The following is a 16049-nucleotide window of genomic DNA, read 5'->3' as shown; positions in this document are numbered from 1 at the left end:
ATCAACTGTGGGAGCAGGCAAGCCGGCCTCCCACATTTTGACCTCACTCCGACTGAGAGATCAGTCGAAGGTAATACCCTGGGCCAATGGCAGCTCCAGCGAGTAATTCACCGTATTGGTCTGCCGACGCATATACCCGCGCCACGCATCCGAGCCCGATTCACGCCCACCGCCCGTCTCTTTCTCACCGCCAAACGCACCGCCGATTTCCGCGCCGCTCGGGCCGATGTTGACGTTGGCGATGCCGCAGTCACTGCCCACGGCCGACATGAACTGCTCGGCTTCGCGCACATCGGTAGTGAAGATGCATGACGACAAACCTTGCGGCACGGCGTTGTTCAGACGCAGGGCTTCGGCGAAATCGGTGTAGCCAATCACGTAAAGAATCGGCGCAAACGTTTCAGTGCACACCACGTCGCTTTGCTCGGGCATTTCCACGATGGCCGGCGACACGTAGTAGGCGTTAGGGAATGTGTCTTGCAGTTGGCGCTTGCCGCCGAACACCTTGCCGCCTTCGCTCAAGGCTTGCTCCAGGGCGTCCTGCATGTTCTCGAAGCCGTGTTTGTCGATCAGTGGGCCGATCAGGTTGCCTTCCAGCGGGTGGCCGATGCGCACCTTGGAATAGGCGGCCTTGAGGCGGGTGACGATTTCCTGCTTCACCGATTCGTGAGCGATCAGTCGGCGCAGCGTGGTGCAACGCTGACCGGCGGTGCCGACGGCGCTGAACAGGATCGCGCGCACGGCCATGTCCAGGTCGGCGCTTGGGCCGAGGATCATTGCGTTGTTGCCGCCCAGCTCCAGGATGCTACGGGCAAAACGTGCGGCGACTTTCGGTGCCACTTCGCGGCCCATGCGGGTGCTGCCGGTGGCGCTGATCAACCCGACGCGCGGGTCATCCACCAGTGCGGCGCCGGCGTCGCGGCCGCCGATGATCACTTGGCTGAGGTACTCGGGAGCGCCGTCGAATTTCTTCAGCACGCGCTCGAACAGCGCCTGGCAGGCCAAGGCGGTAAGCGGGGTCTTTTCCGAGGGTTTCCAGATCACCGCGTTGCCGCACACCAGCGCCAGGGTGGTGTTCCACGCCCACACGGCGACCGGGAAGTTGAAGGCGCTGATCACGCCGACCACGCCCAGTGGGTGCCAGGTTTCACGCATATGGTGGCCCGGGCGTTCGGAGGCGATCGTCAAACCGTACAGCTGGCGCGACAGGCCGACGGCGAAGTCACAGATGTCGATCATTTCCTGCACTTCGCCCAGGCCTTCCTGGGTGATCTTGCCGGCTTCCCAGGACACCAGCTCGCCGAGATCGGCCTTGTACTCGCGCAACACATCACCGAACTGACGCACCAGTTCGCCGCGGCGCGGTGCGGGCACGTTGCGCCAGGCCTGGAATGCATGCTCAGCGCGACTGACCTGTTGCTCTACCTCGGCGGCGCCTTCCCAGTTCACGCTGCCGATACGGCTGCCATCGATCGGCGAATGCACGGGTTGTTTCCCCGACTGGTACAGCGCCGGGTTTACCCCGAGACGATCAAGCAATGCGGCAACCATGGGTCACTCCTTCAATGTTCAAAACAGAAAATAGCGCCGCCGACAGACACGGCGATCCAGAGCTTATTTGTAGCTGGCCCAAGACGTGCCAACAAACGACGATTAGGCGAGATATCATTCCGTTTATTCATGCAAAGAATAAAAAGAGGCGTGCCGTGCTCAATAAAAGACATTTGCCCTCGATCACTGCCTTGCAGTGCTTCGAAGCCGCCACCCGCCACCTGAGTTTCACCCGCGCCGCCGAGGAACTGAACCTCACGCAGAGCGCGGTGAGCAAGCAGGTGGCGCAGTTGGAAGAGTTGTTACAACACCTGCTGTTTCGCCGGGTGCGCCGCCGCTTGCAGATGACGCCAGCGGGCGACCTGTACCTGGTGGAAGTGCGCAAGATCCTCACGCAGGTGGAGATGTCCACTCACTACCTGCGTTCCTACGGCGGCGAGACCGAAGTGTTGCGGGTGTCTACGCCCTACACCTTCGGCGCGCGCTGGCTGGTACCGCGCCTCAAGGGATGGCGGCTGCGTCACCCGCAGATCCATCTGGACCTGTGTAATGAGCAGGCGCCGGACGAGCTTTTGCAAGGCAAGGCCGACATGGCCTTCTACTTTGGCCAGGGCTCACGCCCCGGCACCGAGAGCCTGAAGCTGTTCAGCGAAGAGCTTGTACCTGTCTGTGCACCGGAAAGCCTGCCCGCGCAGCCGTTCACCGATCCCACGCAACTCAGCGATCTGGTCCTGCTGCAAAACGCCTCACGGCCGCAGGGCTGGCATGACTGGTTCGCCAGCCAGGGCTATCAGACAGAGCACAGTTACCACGGGCCACGATTCGACACGTTCTATATGTGTATTCGTGCAGCGCAGGTGGGCTGTGGCGTGGCGTTGTTGCCGCGCTTTCTGGTGGAAGAAGAGTTGGCCGAAGGCAAGCTGGTGATCCCCTGGCAGCATGCGCTGCCGAGCCAGGATGCGTATTACTTGGCCTACCCCGAACATTCGGCGGAAGTGCCCAAGGTGCGTGAGTTTGTGAAGTGGATGATGGAGCAGGTGCTGTAGCGCCTGCGATGGCGCCAGTGGCCTTACCGAAAAAATCACTGGCAAAACAACACAGGTCTATGCGCCACTAGCCCTCTTCCCTAATTGTGCGTAAAGGTCGGCGCCCATTGCCGACCCGTCTGGAGATTCCCGCTATGAGCGAGAGTGTGTTTGCCGATCGCATCGTGCAGAACTTGCTCGACACCGACTTCTACAAGCTGACCATGATGCAGGCGGTGCTGCACAACTACCCCAACGTGGAAGTTGAATGGGAGTTTCGTTGCCGAAACAGCGAAGACCTGCGCCCGTACCTGGCGGAGATCCGCTACCAGATCGAACGCCTCGCCGAACTGAGCCTGAGCCCGGACCAGCTGGGTTTCCTGGAACGCATCAGCTTCATGAAGCCGGATTTTTTGCGCTTCCTCGGCCTGTTCCGCTTCAACCTGCGCTACGTGCAAACCGGCATCGAGAACGGCGAGTTGTTCATCCGCCTGCGCGGGCCGTGGCTGCATGTGATCCTGTTTGAGGTGCCAATGCTGGCCATCGTCAGCGAAGTGCGTAACCGCTACCGCTACCAGACCGTGATCATCGAACAGGCCCGCGAGCAGTTGTATCGCAAATTCGACTGGCTGACGGCGAATGCCAGCAGCGATGAGCTGTCGGAGCTGCAAGTGGCCGACTTCGGCACGCGCCGGCGCTTCTCGTACCGCGTGCAGGAGGAAGTGGTCAGTGTGCTCAAGCACGATTTCCCCGGGCGTTTTGTCGGCACCAGCAACGTGCACCTGGCCCGCGAATTCGATATGAAGCCGCTGGGCACCATGGCGCACGAATGGATCATGGCGCACCAGCAACTCGGCCCACGCCTGATCGACAGCCAGATCGCCGCACTGGATTGCTGGGTCCGCGAATACCGTGGGCTGCTGGGCATTGCCCTGACCGATTGCATCACCACCGACGCGTTCCTCGGCGACTTCGATTTGTACTTCGCCAAGTTGTTCGACGGCCTGCGCCATGACTCCGGCGACCCGGTGCAATGGGCGGAAAAAGCCATCGCCCATTACCATAAGCTGGGCATCGAGCCGATGAGCAAGACACTGGTGTTCTCCGACAGCCTGTCGCTGCCCAAGGCCCTGGAGATATTCCGCGCACTGCGGGGTCGGATCAATGTGAGCTTTGGCATTGGTACCAACCTGACCTGCGATATTCCAGGTGTGGAGCCGATGAGCATCGTGCTTAAAATGACCGCCTGCAATGGCCAGCCCGTCGCGAAGATCTCCGATGAAGCGGGCAAGACCCACTGCACCGACCCGAATTTTGTCGCCTACTTGCGTCATGTTTTCAAAGTACCTGCCATCTCTAGCAAGGAGTGAATCATGCAAGCCGTACAGCGTGAGATTGCTGAACAGCTCAAGGTCCAAGCGCCGTTCAAAGACCAGGCCGCCCTCGAGGCCGAAATCTCCCGGCGCGTGACCTTTATCCAGGACTGCCTGCGCAATGCCGGGCTCAAAGCGTTGGTGCTGGGCATCAGCGGTGGCGTCGACTCCCTGACAGCCGGCCTGTTGGCCCAACGCGCGATGCAGGAACTGCGCGCCAGCACCGGTGATGACGCCTACCGTTTTATCGCCGTGCGCCTGCCCTACGAAACCCAGTTCGATGAAGTCGACGCCCAGGCCTCGGTGGACTTTATCGAACCGGACGAGCGCCACACCGTGAACATCGGCCCGGCAGTGAAAGCCCTGGCCAATGAAGTGGCGGCGTTTGAAGGCAAGGCTGCCGTATCCCGCGATTTCGTGCTGGGCAACACCAAGGCGCGCATGCGCATGGTGGCGCAGTACACCATCGCCGGCGCGGCCGGTGGGCTGGTGATTGGCACCGACCATGCAGCAGAAGCGGTGATGGGCTTTTTCACCAAGTTTGGTGATGGCGCGTGCGATCTGGCGCCATTGAGCGGGCTGGTGAAGAACCAGGTGCGCGCAATTGCACGGCACTTTGGTGCGCCGGAATCATTGGTGGAGAAAGTGCCGACGGCGGACCTGGAAGACCTGTCGCCGGGCAAGCCGGATGAGGCGTCACATGGCGTGACCTACACCGAGATCGACGCGTTCCTGCACGGCGAGCCGGTGCGTGAGGAAGCATTTCGGATTATCTGTGAGACGTATCGCAAGACTGAGCACAAACGGGTGATGCCGTTTGCGCCGTGAGGTGAGCCAGATAGGCTTGTGTTGACTGTCAGACCGCTATCGCAGGCAAGCCAGCTCCCACAGTTGACCGGGTTCCAGCATGAAAATGCGGTTGAATGTGGGAGCTGGCTTGCCTGCGATGAACGATGACTCGGTTCAACTGACCGCCCACAAAAAAGCGCCCTTCGGGGCGCTTTTTTTTCGACCGGAGTCGGCTTACTTAACGGTCACAGTACCTTTCATCATCGAGATGTGGCCTGGGAACGAGCAGAAGAACGCGTAATCAGTACCGGCGGCCAGCTTCGACACGTCGAAGGTTACCGAGTCTTTCTCGCCAGCACCGATGATCTTGGTGTGGGCGATGATGCGGTCATCGCCTGGCTTGAGGTAGTCTTTGTCGATGCCGGCGGCCATGCCGTCAGTGGCGACTGGCTGCATGTTGGCGGCGCTGGTCAGCACCCAGTTGTGGCCCATGACGTTTTTCGGCAGGTTGCCGGAGTGAGTCAGCTCGACGGTGAAGGTCTTGCAGCTCTTGTCGATTTCGATGGCTTTGGTGTTGAAGGACATTTGGTCAGTGGAGTCGACGGTGACCTTGCACTCTGCAGCAAGCAACTGGCCGCTCGCCAGAGTGAGCAGGGAAACAGCAACGAGTTTGGCAAACATGTGAATCTCCAAGGCAGGGTTTAAAAACGCGTATTGCGACTAGGGTGCCTGAAGCAGGCCGAGATGCTTATGATCTGAATCAACAGATTGTATACAACTTTAGGCTATCAGACCTATCAACAGAATCTACCAGCCAAAGTACCGGCACCTGCTTATGATCGGCTCATTCCCCCTGGAGCCTACGCCATGCACCTCAACCAACTGTTCAACGGCCTGCTGGCTGCCTACGCCTGCGGTAAGTGAGGCCCAAGCGCGCTGCTAAGCTGCTACCATAGCGACCCAAGGCAGCTGCCCGCCGCCCACCCTCACCTTCGACCCTAGAGGATCGCCCATGGCCAAACCTAATTACTCCTTCGCCAAACGTCAGAGAGACTTGGCCAAGGAACAGAAGAAAGAGGAAAAACTGCAACGCAAGAAAGCCGCTGCTGACGAAGAAGCGGGCGCACTGAACCCGGATGCGGAAGGTGAAGTGGCAGTAGACGAAACGGAAACACCGAAAGATCCGGCTGAATAATTTCCTTTGTGCTGAGCTGGCCCGACCGGCTCGGCACAATCCACCTCTACTCCAGCGGCATCACCGTCACCCGAACCTCCGGGTCATGGCTCCCTCCCCCCAGAATCACCCCTCGCAACGGCGACACATCGGAAAAATCCCGGCCCCAGGCCAGGGTGATGTGCTCCAGAGCCGGCTGCACATTGTTTGTCGGATCAAAATCCACCCAACCTGATACCGGGCAATACACCGAGACCCACGCGTGGGATGCATCGGCGCCGATCAGCCGTGGCTGGCCGGGTGGTGGCTGAGTAAGCAGGTAGCCGCTGATATAGCGCGCCGCCAGGCCCCGTGAGCGCAGGCACGCCAACATCAGGTGAGCAAAGTCCTGGCACACACCGCGCCGGCGCTCCAGCACTTCCACCAACGGCGTCGCGACCTGGGTGGCTTCGGCATCGAAGGTGAATTCGCTGAAGATCTTTTCCATCAGCGCCTGCACGCCCAGCAGTAACGGCTGGCCAGGCGGGAAACAGCTTTCGGAGAACTCGACGAAGGTCTGCTTCAAGTGCACGTAGGGCGATTCGAAGCGGTAGCGGCAGGCTTCGATCAGCTCAGGTGACATGGGATGGCTGCTGTAGGTCAGGCTGTCGCGGGTCTGGTCCCAGGCCGGCGATTGTTGGAAATCCAGCACCGGTCGCGCCAGCACTTCCACGGTCAGCCCGGCATTCACCAGCAATTCGTCATGGGGACGTTCGAACGCAAGACGGGTGATCGGGTTGCCGAACACATCCAGCTCATCACGGCGCGACGTTGGTTCCGGGCTGATATCCAACTGCTGCGAGCTGCAACGCTGCCAGGCGCACGGCCGTGGCCACAGGTGCGCCAACTGCTGGGCCAGGGACACCGTGCTGTCGTAGTGGTAATGGGTATCGTGAAAAATCTGGTAGCGCGCACTCATCACACCGACACCGTTTGTTGGCTGACATCATCCACATGGGCAAAGTGGCGCAAGGCCAGGCGATCCGACACTTGCCCACTTTCATCGGCCACCGCTTGCAGCAGGTCGGCCAGGCCGTCCAACGCGGCACGCACGCTGGATTCGCCAAACAGCGGGTTCTCCAGGCAGCCCAGGTCGAAACGCGACAGGCGCTCCACCAACGGCGCGAGACCGGTTTCCCGGGGTACGCCGAAATCGTCGTTGAGACGCCGCAGGGTACGGCTCACCAGTTTGAGCTGGAACAACACCGCATGCGGGTTCTGCTCGTCCAGCAGCAACAGGTCGAGCACAGGGATCAACTGCGGCACCGCCAGGTAGCGCGAGCGATAGGTGATGCTGCTGTTGCCCAGCTCCAACAACCACTCCAGCCCGGCCTGATCGAACACCGCCACACCCCGCAGGAATGCGGCAAGGCTGCTGCTAAGAAATTGCAGGCGCTCGATGCGCCGGCCCATCATCAAAAAGCGCCAGCCTTCATCGCGTGTCATGTCGTCCAGGGCAAACCCGGACAGCGCCGCCAGGGACATCACCAGGCGGTTGAGGAAATCCAGCAATTCGCCAAAGTCCGGCGTCTCGCTTTCCAGTTCCAGGGCTTCGCGCTGCAGCTCCACCAGGGCCTGCCAGTTTTCCCGGGATAGCTTGCCGCGCACCTGGGACGCCGCCCACTGCAAGCGTTGCAGGTTGGCGCGCAGGCTCGAGGGCCAGTCATCACCGAGCAAGGCCGCGAGCAGGCGCTCCGGCAATTCGCCCTCTTCTGGCAGAAGGCGCAGGTTTTCGCCCAACTCGACGGCCGCCTGCAAGGCCAGCGCGTCATCGCCATCGACATACCGCGCCAGCACAACGCGCAACCAGCGAGCGCTGTCATCACAGCGCTCGCAGTAACGACCAAACCAGAACAGGTTTTCCACTACCCGCGACGGCAGATATGGATCGCGGCGCACTAGATCATGGGCACCAATGGCGCGTTGCGCACGCCAGTGTTCGCTACCGGCTGCGCGTTCGCCGAGCACCCAGGTGTCTTTGCTGGCGCCTCCGCGTTGCATCGACACCACTTCGGCATCGGCCTCGGCGGCCACGCGGGTCAGGCCGCCGGGAAGCACACGATAACCGTCGGCGCTGGCCACGGCATAAACACGCATGCCGATGGCGCGATGTTGCAGGTGGTCATCCACGGTGTGCCACACCGGTGCCTGGGACAATTGCGCCAGTTCCTGGGCGACGTAGGCGTACGGCCGCGCGCGCATGCGTTCGGCCAGGGCTTGGCGCTCTTCGTCGCTCAGGTCACGGCCGAACACCGGCGAGAAACTTTGCGACGGGAAAGCCGGCTTTATCAGCAGCTCCGGCAACTTTTCCAGAGCTTCGGCCAGCACCGGCGCTTCACCGCACCACCACGTGGCAATGGACGGCAGGATCAGTGCTTCACCGAACAGAAACTCGTTGATCTTCGGCAGAAAGCCGAGCAAGCCGGGCGACTCCAGCACACCGCTGCCCAAGGCATTGGCCACCAACACATTGCCTTGGCGCACCGCATCGAGCAGGCCGGGGACGCCGAGGGCTGAATCGGTGCGCAGCTCCAGTGGGTCGCAAAAGTCGTCGTCGAGACGACGCATGATTGCGTGCACCCGGCGCAGGCCGCTGAGGGTTTTCAGGAACACCGTGCTGTCACGCACGGTGAGGTCGCCGCCTTCCACCAGCGGGTAGCCGAGTTGGCGGGCGAGGTAGAGGTGTTCAAAGTAACTTTCGTTGAATCGGCCCGGCGTGAGCAGAACGATCAGTGGCTGTTGATCATTCCCGGGCGCCTGTCGGACCAATGTTTCCTGGAGCGTACGGAAGAACCCCGTGAGGTGCTGCACCTGCAGATCACGGTACAGCTCCGGGAACGCGCGGGACACGATGGTGCGGTTCTCCAGCGCGTAACCAGCACCCGACGGCGCCTGTGTGCGGTCGGCGGTGACCCACCAGCGGCCATCCGGGGTGCGCGCCAGGTCCACGGCGTACAGGTGCAGGAAAGCACCGTCCGGCGGCTGGATGCCCTGGCACGGCCACAGGAAGTTGTTGTGCCCAAACACCAGTTCGGCCGGCAGCAAGCCTTCCTTGATCAGGCGCTGCGGGCCATAGAGATCGGCCAGCACGGCATTGAGCAGCCGTGCACGCTGGGCAATACCGGCCGACAGGTGCTGCCACTCATCGGCTGCGAGCACGTGGGGCAACAGGTCAAGTTCCCATGGGCGGTCGGCGCCCTTGGGGTCGGCGTAGACGTTGTAGGTCACGCCGTTTTCCTGGATCTGCCGGGTCAGCAGCGCCTGGCGTTGGGCCAGTTGCGCGGGTGTGCTGCGTTTCAGGTGGTCGAGCAGGCGCTGCCAATGGGCACGCACCGCGCCGCTGTCGTCCAGCAGTTCATGATAGGTGCCCGCGGTCAGCGGGTAACGGTCGAGCAAATCGGACATGGAACGCTCGGCAGAGGCAAGGGGGCTCAGATTAACTCAACAAACACTGCAAATCCCCTCGCGGGAGCGGGTTTGCTCACGAATGCGGTGGGTCAGTCAATACCTGTATCGGCTGATCTACCGCATTCGCGAGCAAGCCCGCTCCCACATTAGGACCGGCGTTTAGTCATTTTTATTGGGGAAACGCCGTAAGTCCAAGGTCATCGGCAACTCATCGTTAATGACGACTGCCGGCACCGGAAGCTTCCCAGGGCTATGCCCCAACCGGAAAAACCTCGCCATGCGCCGGCTCTCCGCTTCATTGGCATTCACCGGCAAGCTGTCGTAATTGCGCCCGCCCGGATGGGCGACATGGTACTGGCAGCCACCCAGCGAGCGTTGCATCCAGGTATCCAGCAAATCGAACACCAACGGCGCATGCACCGCGATGGTCGGTTGCAGGCAGTTGGCCGGTTGCCAGGCACGGTAACGCACGCCCGCCACAAACTCGCCGACTCGCCCGGTGGGTTGCAAGGGCACCGGAATGCCGTTGCAAGTGAGCAGGTAGCGCTGCGGCGGCAGCCCGGTCAATTTCACCTGAAGGCGCTCAAGGGACGAATCGACATAACGCACCGTGCCGCCCACGGCGCCCTCCTCGCCCAGCACATGCCAGGGTTCCAGGGCCTGGCGCAGCTCCAGTTCGATACCGCTGACGGCATAGTCGCCGACTTTGGGGAAACGGAACCCCAGATGCGCCGCAAACCATTCGGCGCGCAGCGGGTAACCGGCGGCGTTAAGTTCGACGATCACGTCGGCAAAGTCTTGCTCGATGAAGTGCGGTAACAGGAAACGGTCGTGCAGCTCGGTGCCCCAGCGCGCCAGTTTCGGCGGGGCATAGGGTTCACGCCAGAAACGCGCGACCAAAGCGCGCAGCAGCAGTTGTTGGGTCAGGCTCATGCGCGCATGGGGCGGCATCTCAAATGCACGCAATTCCAGCAGGCCCAGGCGGCCGGTGGCGCCATCCGGCGAGTAGAGTTTATCGATGCAGAATTCGGCGCGGTGGGTGTTGCCCGTCACATCGATCAGCAGGTTGCGCAGCAGGCGGTCCACCAACCATGGTGGGCACTCTTCGCCGGGCTCCGGCATTTGCGCGAAGGCGATTTCCAGTTCGTACAGTGCGTCGTTGCGCGCCTCGTCCACCCGTGGCGCCTGGGAGGTCGGGCCGATAAACAGCCCGGAAAACAGGTAGGACAAGGAGGGATGGTTATGCCAGTAGCTGATCAGACTGCGCAGCAGGTCGGGCCGGCGCAGGAAGGGTGAGTCCTTGGGCGTCGCGCCACCGAGCACAAAGTGGTTACCGCCGCCGGTGCCGGTGTGGCGCCCGTCGATCATGAATTTCTCGGTGGTGAGGCGGGTTTGCCGCGCTTCCTCGTAGAGAAATTCGGTGCGCTCTACCAGCTCATCCCACGTGGCGGACGGCTGCACATTAACCTCAATCACACCTGGGTCCGGCGTGACGCGGAAGTTGCTCAAGCGTGTATCAGCCGGCGGCTCGTAGCCTTCCAGCAATACCGGGCAATGCAGCTCTTCGGCGGTCGCCTCGATGGCGGCCACCAGTTCCAGGTAGTCCTCGGCGCGCTCCAACGGCGGCATGAACAGATAAAGGCGCCCGTCCCTAGCCTCAGCGCACAGGGCGGTTCGGGTCAGCCAATCGGCAGACTCGTCGACCTTTGGCACGCGCTCATCGCTGGGGGCGGGTTCGCCGTGGCTTTGCAGCTGGGTGGTGGTCGGCAGCGTCGGCTGATCCTGGTTGGGGTCGGTTGGATGCACAAACGGATATTCCGCCGCCGTGACCCAAGGCTGCGAGGCCAACGGCAGGCGATAGCCCAGCGGCGAATCCCCCGGCACCAGGCGGCAATGGTTATCGCGCAGGTACCAACGACCACTCTGCCAGCGATCATTCGCTGCCGTACGCGCCAGCGGCAGCACTTGGCCGATGACTTTATCCAGGCCCTGACTGAACACTTTGCGCAGGCGTTCGCGCTCCAGGTCGTCGCTCAGGCGTGGGTCTTGGGCGGTGACGTTTTGCGGCAGCGCGCCTTCGCGCCACAGGTAATAGAAATTGTCTTCGAAGGCCGAGAACACAAAGCGCGCCGGCAGCTTCAGGCGCTCGGCGACACTGGCCAGGAAGCGCCCGGCCATGACGCCGTCCGCGCCGTAATCTTCTTGTTCATCGGCAATCAACGCGCTGTTGTGCCAGATCGGCACGCCGTCGCGGCGCCAGTAGCAGTTGAGTGACCAGCGCGGCAGTTGTTCGCCGGGGTACCACTTACCCTGCCCGAAGTGCACCAGCCCCTTGGGCGCGTAGTGTTTGCGCATACGCTGAAACAGCTCGGCGGACAGGCGACGCTTGTCCGGCCCGAGCGCGGCGGTGTTCCACTCAGCGCCGTCGGGGTCGTCGATCGAGACGAAGGTCGGCTCGCCGCCCATGGTCAGGCGTACATCGTCTTTGAGCAGGTCGCCGTCGATCTGCCGGCCAAGCGCCTGGATCGCCAGCCATTGTTCTTCGGTGTAGGGCTTGGTAACGCGCGGGGCTTCCCAAATCCGCTCTACGGACATTTCGTGGGTGAATTCGCACTCGCATGGTTCCACCAGACCACTGATCGGTGCCGCTGAAGAGGGATCGGGACTACAGGCCAACGGTATGTGACCTTCACCAGCAAACAACCCGGAGGTGGCATCCAGGCCGATCCAACCGGCGCCGGGCAAATACACTTCGCACCAGGCATGCAGGTCGGTGAAGTCCACCTCAGTACCGGACGGGCCATCGAGGGCTTTGACGTCGGCGGTCAGCTGGATCAAATAGCCGGACACAAACCGCGCTGCCAAGCCGAGGTTGCGCAGCAACTGCACCAGCAGCCACGCTGAATCGCGACAGGAGCCGGAGGCGTTTTCCAGGGTGAATTCCGGCGTTTGCACGCCTGGTTCCATGCGGATCAGGTAGCCGATATCGGCCGCCAGACGCTGGTTGAGGCCGACCAGAAAATCCACGGCAGGCAACGGTGTGCGGTCGATGCCGGCCAGGTAGGCGGCAAACTTCGGCGTCAGCGGCAGCGTTTCCAGGTACGGCGCCAGCTCGCGCTGCTCATCGGCGGCGTAGCTGAAAGGGATTTTTTCGGCGTAAGGCTCAAGGAAAAAGTCGAACGGGTTGAACACCGCCATCTCGGCGACCAGGTCGACTTCGATGCGCAGTTCATCGGTCTTTTCCGGAAACACCAACCGCGCCAGGTAATTGCCCTGGGGGTCTTGCTGCCAGTTGATGAAATGCTGCTCGGGCAGCACTTTCAGCGCGTAGGACAAAATCCGCGTGCGGCTATGGGCCGCCGGGCGCAAACGCACAATCTGCGGGCCGAGTTCGACCGCGCGGTCGTAGCGGTAATGCGTAACGTGGTGCAACGCGACATGAATCGACACGGCGGCCTCCTGCGAGCCAGGGCATGGAAACAAAGCGCGCAAGACTTATGCCAGAGCGGCCGTCATTGCGCTTTATCGTGGGACCCGGTGCAGTACAGCACCAAAACGGCGCCAGTGGGGGTACCGTGGTGCAAGTGACGCACATATTTGTGGCGCGTGCATGAGGATGGGTGGTGAATATACCCAGTCATCGGTGTTTGTGTTGGGCAATTATGGCCTGGCGAAGGCGGCGGACTTCGACCAGCTTCTGGCGCATTTCGCGGTGGCGTTTGCTGTTGAGTAGCAGTAGCCCCAGCAGAGGGAAGAGCAGGCTTAATCCATAGGACAGCGGATGCGGACCAAAGGCGATAGTGGGCAGTACCGCCACCACACAAAGTGCGAGCAGCGACACCAGCGGCCATACCCACTGCGGTCGCCCGCGTGCGATCATGAAATTGCAGTGCACGATGCACCACGTCAGCGCGAGGCCGCCCAGGAAGGAATACTTGAGGTTGTCGTCCATCGGCAAGCGTGGGAAATAACTATCGAAAATCAGCGGTACCGCAAACACAAGGCTGAACACCGCCGCGAAAATCGCGCCCATGAAGACCGGAAAATACTGCGTCAGAAAACTACGAATGCCCGGTAGCTCATTCATCGCTCATTTCCTCATACAGACCAACGGCAATGGTGCGCACATTGCCCGAAATTGCGCTGCCGGTAAAACCGATGGCAGCGCCCAATGCATCCTGTATCTGGGTCACCGTCGCATGCTTGACCTGGGCGGGCGTGAAACGCTTGGTCGCCTCGCGGGACAGTTGCTTCAACTTGAGTAGTTTGGCGCTCATGCGCGGGTCCTGGATGCTGAGCAGCTCTTTCGTAAGCTTGGCGCGCTCTTGCCGGGTTAATCCTCGCAACACGTCCCGCACACTTTTGCCGGTGGTCGCCTGGTTCAACCGCACCAGTTTTATTGTGGTCAACGTCGATGCACCGACCCCGATCAACGACGCCGCATCCAGCGCGATCATTGTGTACTGGTACCACTGCGAGCTATCAAGTTTGTCATTTTTGGAGGGGTCACTGATCTCATTGCTGACGCGATAGCCACTGGCAAAACACTGGAGCGTGCTAGCCGTAGCAGCGGTATAACCGATGGCCGTAATCACACTGCTGGCGCCCGCCGTGAAAGGCACAGCGACGGTGCCGCTGAGCACGACGATCCAACCGATGATCGCGCCCGCACAGGATAAAGAGGTGTTGATCGCCTCCCTCACCAGGCGCGATTCGCGGGGGTTGTCCTGGACCTGTTGCGCAAACTGTGCCGGGGCGATGTATTTCTTTGCCTCACGCAAAATAATGCGCTTGGGGGCAATGCTGCAGATCGGCTGAAACTCGCGCAGGGTGATCACGTTGAAATCGGCGTCAATATACACGACGCCTGCGCCAACGATACCTGGGTCGGCGTCGATGGCCGCAAACAGGCGCGGCAGGTTGATCTGGCTTTCAATGCGCTGGCGCTCCATGAATTGGGAGCGATTGGAGTCCATGCCGATGCCGGCCAGGGGGTTGCGAATGTGTGTTCTTCCTTGAAAGTTAGGGTGGTCAAACGGGCCTCATCGCAGGCAAGCCAGCGATGGCGACCACATCATAGTCCAAGCGAGAATCGGAAAAGATCGCCATCTGATCGTCCCTATGAACGGGAAAACAGCGGGCGAGGAAACCATTTGTCGAAGGCGACTCCTTCACATGCGACTACTTGATCGGACCGCCTGCCGAATGCGACGGATTCCCACGAGTTTCGTGCGCATCTCTCGTTGAACCTTGCTGTTAAGTGTCAATAATCCGAGCAATGGGAATAACAGCGCCAACCCATAAAGGACTTTGTGAGGCTGGAATTGAACCATCGGAACTACAAACAGTAGACAGGCGATGTAGATACCGACCATTACCCACACCCAGGAGGGTCGGCCCCGCAAAATCATAAAGTTGCTATGGACCGTCAACAGAATGAGCAGCGCCCCGGCAGACATGATCTTGAGCCCCACTTGAGCAATGGGCGCATCACGAAAATAGGTGATGAACGCCAGCGCCACAGCCAACGCCAAAGAAAAACACGCAGCAAATACGCCGCCCATAAACGTCAGAAAGTATTGCCTGAAAAAGTCGCGTAGCGTCATCAATTCGCTCATTCGCTTACCTCCTCGTAGAGTCCAATCGCGATGGTGTTGACGTTTCCGGAGTAGGCACTCCCGCCAAACCCAACGCTTGCGCCCAGGACGTCTTTGATCTGGGTAGTGGTGCTGTGCTTGAGCTGCGTAGGGGTGAAACGCTTGGTGAGTTCGCCCGACGCCTGCCTCAATTTGATCATCTTCGCGGTCAAGCTGGGATGGTTGATGCTCAGCAGCTCTTTCGTCAGCTTGGCTCTTTCCTGGCGATTCAAACCGCGAAGCACATCACGCAGGCTCTTGCCCGTCGATGCTTTGGCGGCCCTGACCAGCTTGACCGTCGTCAGGGCCGAAGCGCCCACGCCTGCCAGTGATACGGCGTCCAGCACGATGGACGAATTCTGGTACCAGCCTTCACTGTCGAGCGAATCCTTGACCTCAGGTTTGGCGACTTCCAGCGCTGTTCGGGCAATGCCGTTAAAGCACTGAAGCGTACTCGCGCCGGCAGCCGCATACCCCACTACAACGATGACGGAACTGGCGCCAGCGCTGAAAGGCACCAGAATGGTTCCACTGGCGATCGCAGCCCAACTGATGACCGCCCCCAAGCAGGAAAGTCCGGTATTCACGGCTTCGCCAATCAGTCTCGATTCTCGAGGATTGCTCACGACATGTTGAGCAAACTGCGTTGGCGCAATGTACTTCTGCGCTTCACGCAAAATGATGCGCTTGGGCTTGATGCTGCAGATGGGCCTGAATTCGCGCAGGGTAATGACGTTGAAGTCGGCGTCGATGTATACGACGCCGGCGCCAACGATACCTGGGTCGGCGTCGATGGCCGCAAACAGGCGCGGCAGGTTGATCTGGCTCTCGATGCGCTGGCGCGCCATGAATTGCGAGCGGTTGGAGTCCATGCCGATGCTGAGCAGGGGGTTGCCCAAGGGGTGATCTTCCTTGAAATAGGTGGTGTCTGAACTGACGCCTTCGCGAGCAAGCCCGCTCACACAGTTGACCGGGTTTCAACATTGGAATGCGGTCCATTGTGGGAGCGGGCTTGCCTGCGATAGCAATCTAATGCGAGCCACCTTAACAAACA

Annotated in this window: 13 protein-coding genes; 4 read left to right on the top strand and 9 right to left on the bottom strand. The window is 60.8% G+C overall.

Features of this window, described 5'->3' with window-relative positions; genetic code table 11:
* Nucleotides 1-60: 60 nt before the first annotated feature.
* Nucleotides 61-1551 carry an L-piperidine-6-carboxylate dehydrogenase gene (gene amaB / locus AACY30_RS14045; RefSeq protein ID WP_339415678.1) on the bottom strand — a complete coding sequence of 497 codons (1491 nt, stop codon included), beginning with the start codon at nucleotides 1549-1551 and terminating at the stop codon, nucleotides 61-63.
* 155 nt (nucleotides 1552-1706) lie between these two features.
* On the opposite strand from amaB, the gene AACY30_RS14040 reads away from it, so the two are divergent.
* The 3 genes from AACY30_RS14040 to nadE all read left to right on the top strand — a co-directional run bounded on the left by AACY30_RS14040 (nucleotide 1707) and on the right by nadE (nucleotide 4777).
* The gene (locus AACY30_RS14040; protein ID WP_339415677.1) at nucleotides 1707-2597 is read left to right on the top strand and encodes a LysR family transcriptional regulator; all 891 of its coding nucleotides are present in this window, start codon (nucleotides 1707-1709) and stop codon (nucleotides 2595-2597) included.
* A 134-nt stretch (nucleotides 2598-2731) separates the two neighbouring features.
* Nucleotides 2732-3946, top strand: a complete 1215-nt coding sequence (pncB, locus tag AACY30_RS14035) for a nicotinate phosphoribosyltransferase (protein WP_339427243.1) — start codon at nucleotides 2732-2734, stop codon at nucleotides 3944-3946.
* A 3-nt stretch (nucleotides 3947-3949) separates the two neighbouring features.
* On the top strand, nucleotides 3950-4777 hold the full coding sequence (gene nadE / locus AACY30_RS14030) for an ammonia-dependent NAD(+) synthetase (RefSeq protein WP_339471490.1): 828 nt from the start codon (nucleotides 3950-3952) through the stop codon (nucleotides 4775-4777).
* A 195-nt stretch (nucleotides 4778-4972) separates the two neighbouring features.
* Here the strand turns inward: nadE and azu are convergent, their stop codons facing one another.
* On the bottom strand, nucleotides 4973-5419 hold the full coding sequence (azu, locus tag AACY30_RS14025) for an azurin (protein WP_010213586.1): 447 nt from the start codon (nucleotides 5417-5419) through the stop codon (nucleotides 4973-4975).
* A 331-nt stretch (nucleotides 5420-5750) separates the two neighbouring features.
* On the opposite strand from azu, the gene AACY30_RS14020 reads away from it, so the two are divergent.
* A complete protein-coding gene (locus AACY30_RS14020) occupies nucleotides 5751-5933 on the top strand; it encodes a hypothetical protein (protein ID WP_065874346.1) in 183 nt (60 codons plus the stop codon).
* Nucleotides 5934-5979: 46 nt separating this feature from the next.
* On the opposite strand, the gene AACY30_RS14015 is transcribed toward AACY30_RS14020, so the two are convergent.
* The 7 genes from AACY30_RS14015 to AACY30_RS13985 form a co-directional block, all read right to left on the bottom strand.
* Nucleotides 5980-6870, bottom strand: coding sequence for a transglutaminase family protein (locus AACY30_RS14015; protein ID WP_339540503.1), 891 nt, complete (start codon nucleotides 6868-6870; stop codon nucleotides 5980-5982).
* Nucleotides 6870-9356: a circularly permuted type 2 ATP-grasp protein gene (locus AACY30_RS14010; RefSeq protein WP_339540502.1), complete on the bottom strand. Its 2487-nt coding sequence runs from the start codon at nucleotides 9354-9356 to the stop codon at nucleotides 6870-6872. Before AACY30_RS14010 ends, AACY30_RS14015 begins: the two co-directional genes overlap by 1 nt.
* Nucleotides 9357-9518: 162 nt before the next feature.
* Nucleotides 9519-12809, bottom strand: coding sequence for a transglutaminase family protein (locus AACY30_RS14005; protein ID WP_339540501.1), 3291 nt, complete (start codon nucleotides 12807-12809; stop codon nucleotides 9519-9521).
* Nucleotides 12810-12996: 187 nt separating this feature from the next.
* On the bottom strand, nucleotides 12997-13446 hold the full coding sequence (locus AACY30_RS14000; protein WP_339471485.1) for a hypothetical protein: 450 nt from the start codon (nucleotides 13444-13446) through the stop codon (nucleotides 12997-12999).
* Nucleotides 13439-14362, bottom strand: coding sequence for an NAD synthetase (locus AACY30_RS13995; RefSeq protein WP_339471550.1), 924 nt, complete (start codon nucleotides 14360-14362; stop codon nucleotides 13439-13441). Before AACY30_RS13995 ends, AACY30_RS14000 begins: the two co-directional genes overlap by 8 nt.
* 168 nt (nucleotides 14363-14530) lie before the next feature.
* On the bottom strand, nucleotides 14531-14977 hold the full coding sequence (locus tag AACY30_RS13990) for a hypothetical protein (RefSeq protein ID WP_339427248.1): 447 nt from the start codon (nucleotides 14975-14977) through the stop codon (nucleotides 14531-14533).
* Nucleotides 14974-15894 carry an NAD synthetase gene (locus AACY30_RS13985; protein WP_339471484.1) on the bottom strand — a complete coding sequence of 307 codons (921 nt, stop codon included), beginning with the start codon at nucleotides 15892-15894 and terminating at the stop codon, nucleotides 14974-14976. Before AACY30_RS13985 ends, AACY30_RS13990 begins: the two co-directional genes overlap by 4 nt.
* Between the last annotated feature and the right edge of the window lie 155 nt (nucleotides 15895-16049).

This window comes from Pseudomonas sp. RA_5y_Pfl1_P24 (assembly GCF_963970945.1).
Classification (GTDB): domain Bacteria; phylum Pseudomonadota; class Gammaproteobacteria; order Pseudomonadales; family Pseudomonadaceae; genus Aquipseudomonas; species Aquipseudomonas tritici.
Note: the sequence above shows the minus strand (reverse complement) of the source record. Positions and strands in the feature narration are given on the sequence as shown.

Excerpts from the sequence above, each read along its gene's own strand:
- amaB (WP_339415678.1), bottom strand. The coding sequence starts at position 1,551 with ATGGTTGCCGCATTGCTTGATCGTCTCGGGGTAAACCCGGCGCTGTAC.
- pncB (WP_339427243.1), top strand. The coding sequence starts at position 2,732 with ATGAGCGAGAGTGTGTTTGCCGATCGCATCGTGCAGAACTTGCTCGAC.
- nadE (WP_339471490.1), top strand. The coding sequence starts at position 3,950 with ATGCAAGCCGTACAGCGTGAGATTGCTGAACAGCTCAAGGTCCAAGCG.
- azu (WP_010213586.1), bottom strand. The coding sequence starts at position 5,419 with ATGTTTGCCAAACTCGTTGCTGTTTCCCTGCTCACTCTGGCGAGCGGC.
- AACY30_RS14020 (WP_065874346.1), top strand. The coding sequence starts at position 5,751 with ATGGCCAAACCTAATTACTCCTTCGCCAAACGTCAGAGAGACTTGGCC.
- AACY30_RS14015 (WP_339540503.1), bottom strand. The coding sequence starts at position 6,870 with ATGAGTGCGCGCTACCAGATTTTTCACGATACCCATTACCACTACGAC.
- AACY30_RS14010 (WP_339540502.1), bottom strand. The coding sequence starts at position 9,356 with ATGTCCGATTTGCTCGACCGTTACCCGCTGACCGCGGGCACCTATCAT.
- AACY30_RS14000 (WP_339471485.1), bottom strand. The coding sequence starts at position 13,446 with ATGAATGAGCTACCGGGCATTCGTAGTTTTCTGACGCAGTATTTTCCG.
- AACY30_RS13990 (WP_339427248.1), bottom strand. The coding sequence starts at position 14,977 with ATGAGCGAATTGATGACGCTACGCGACTTTTTCAGGCAATACTTTCTG.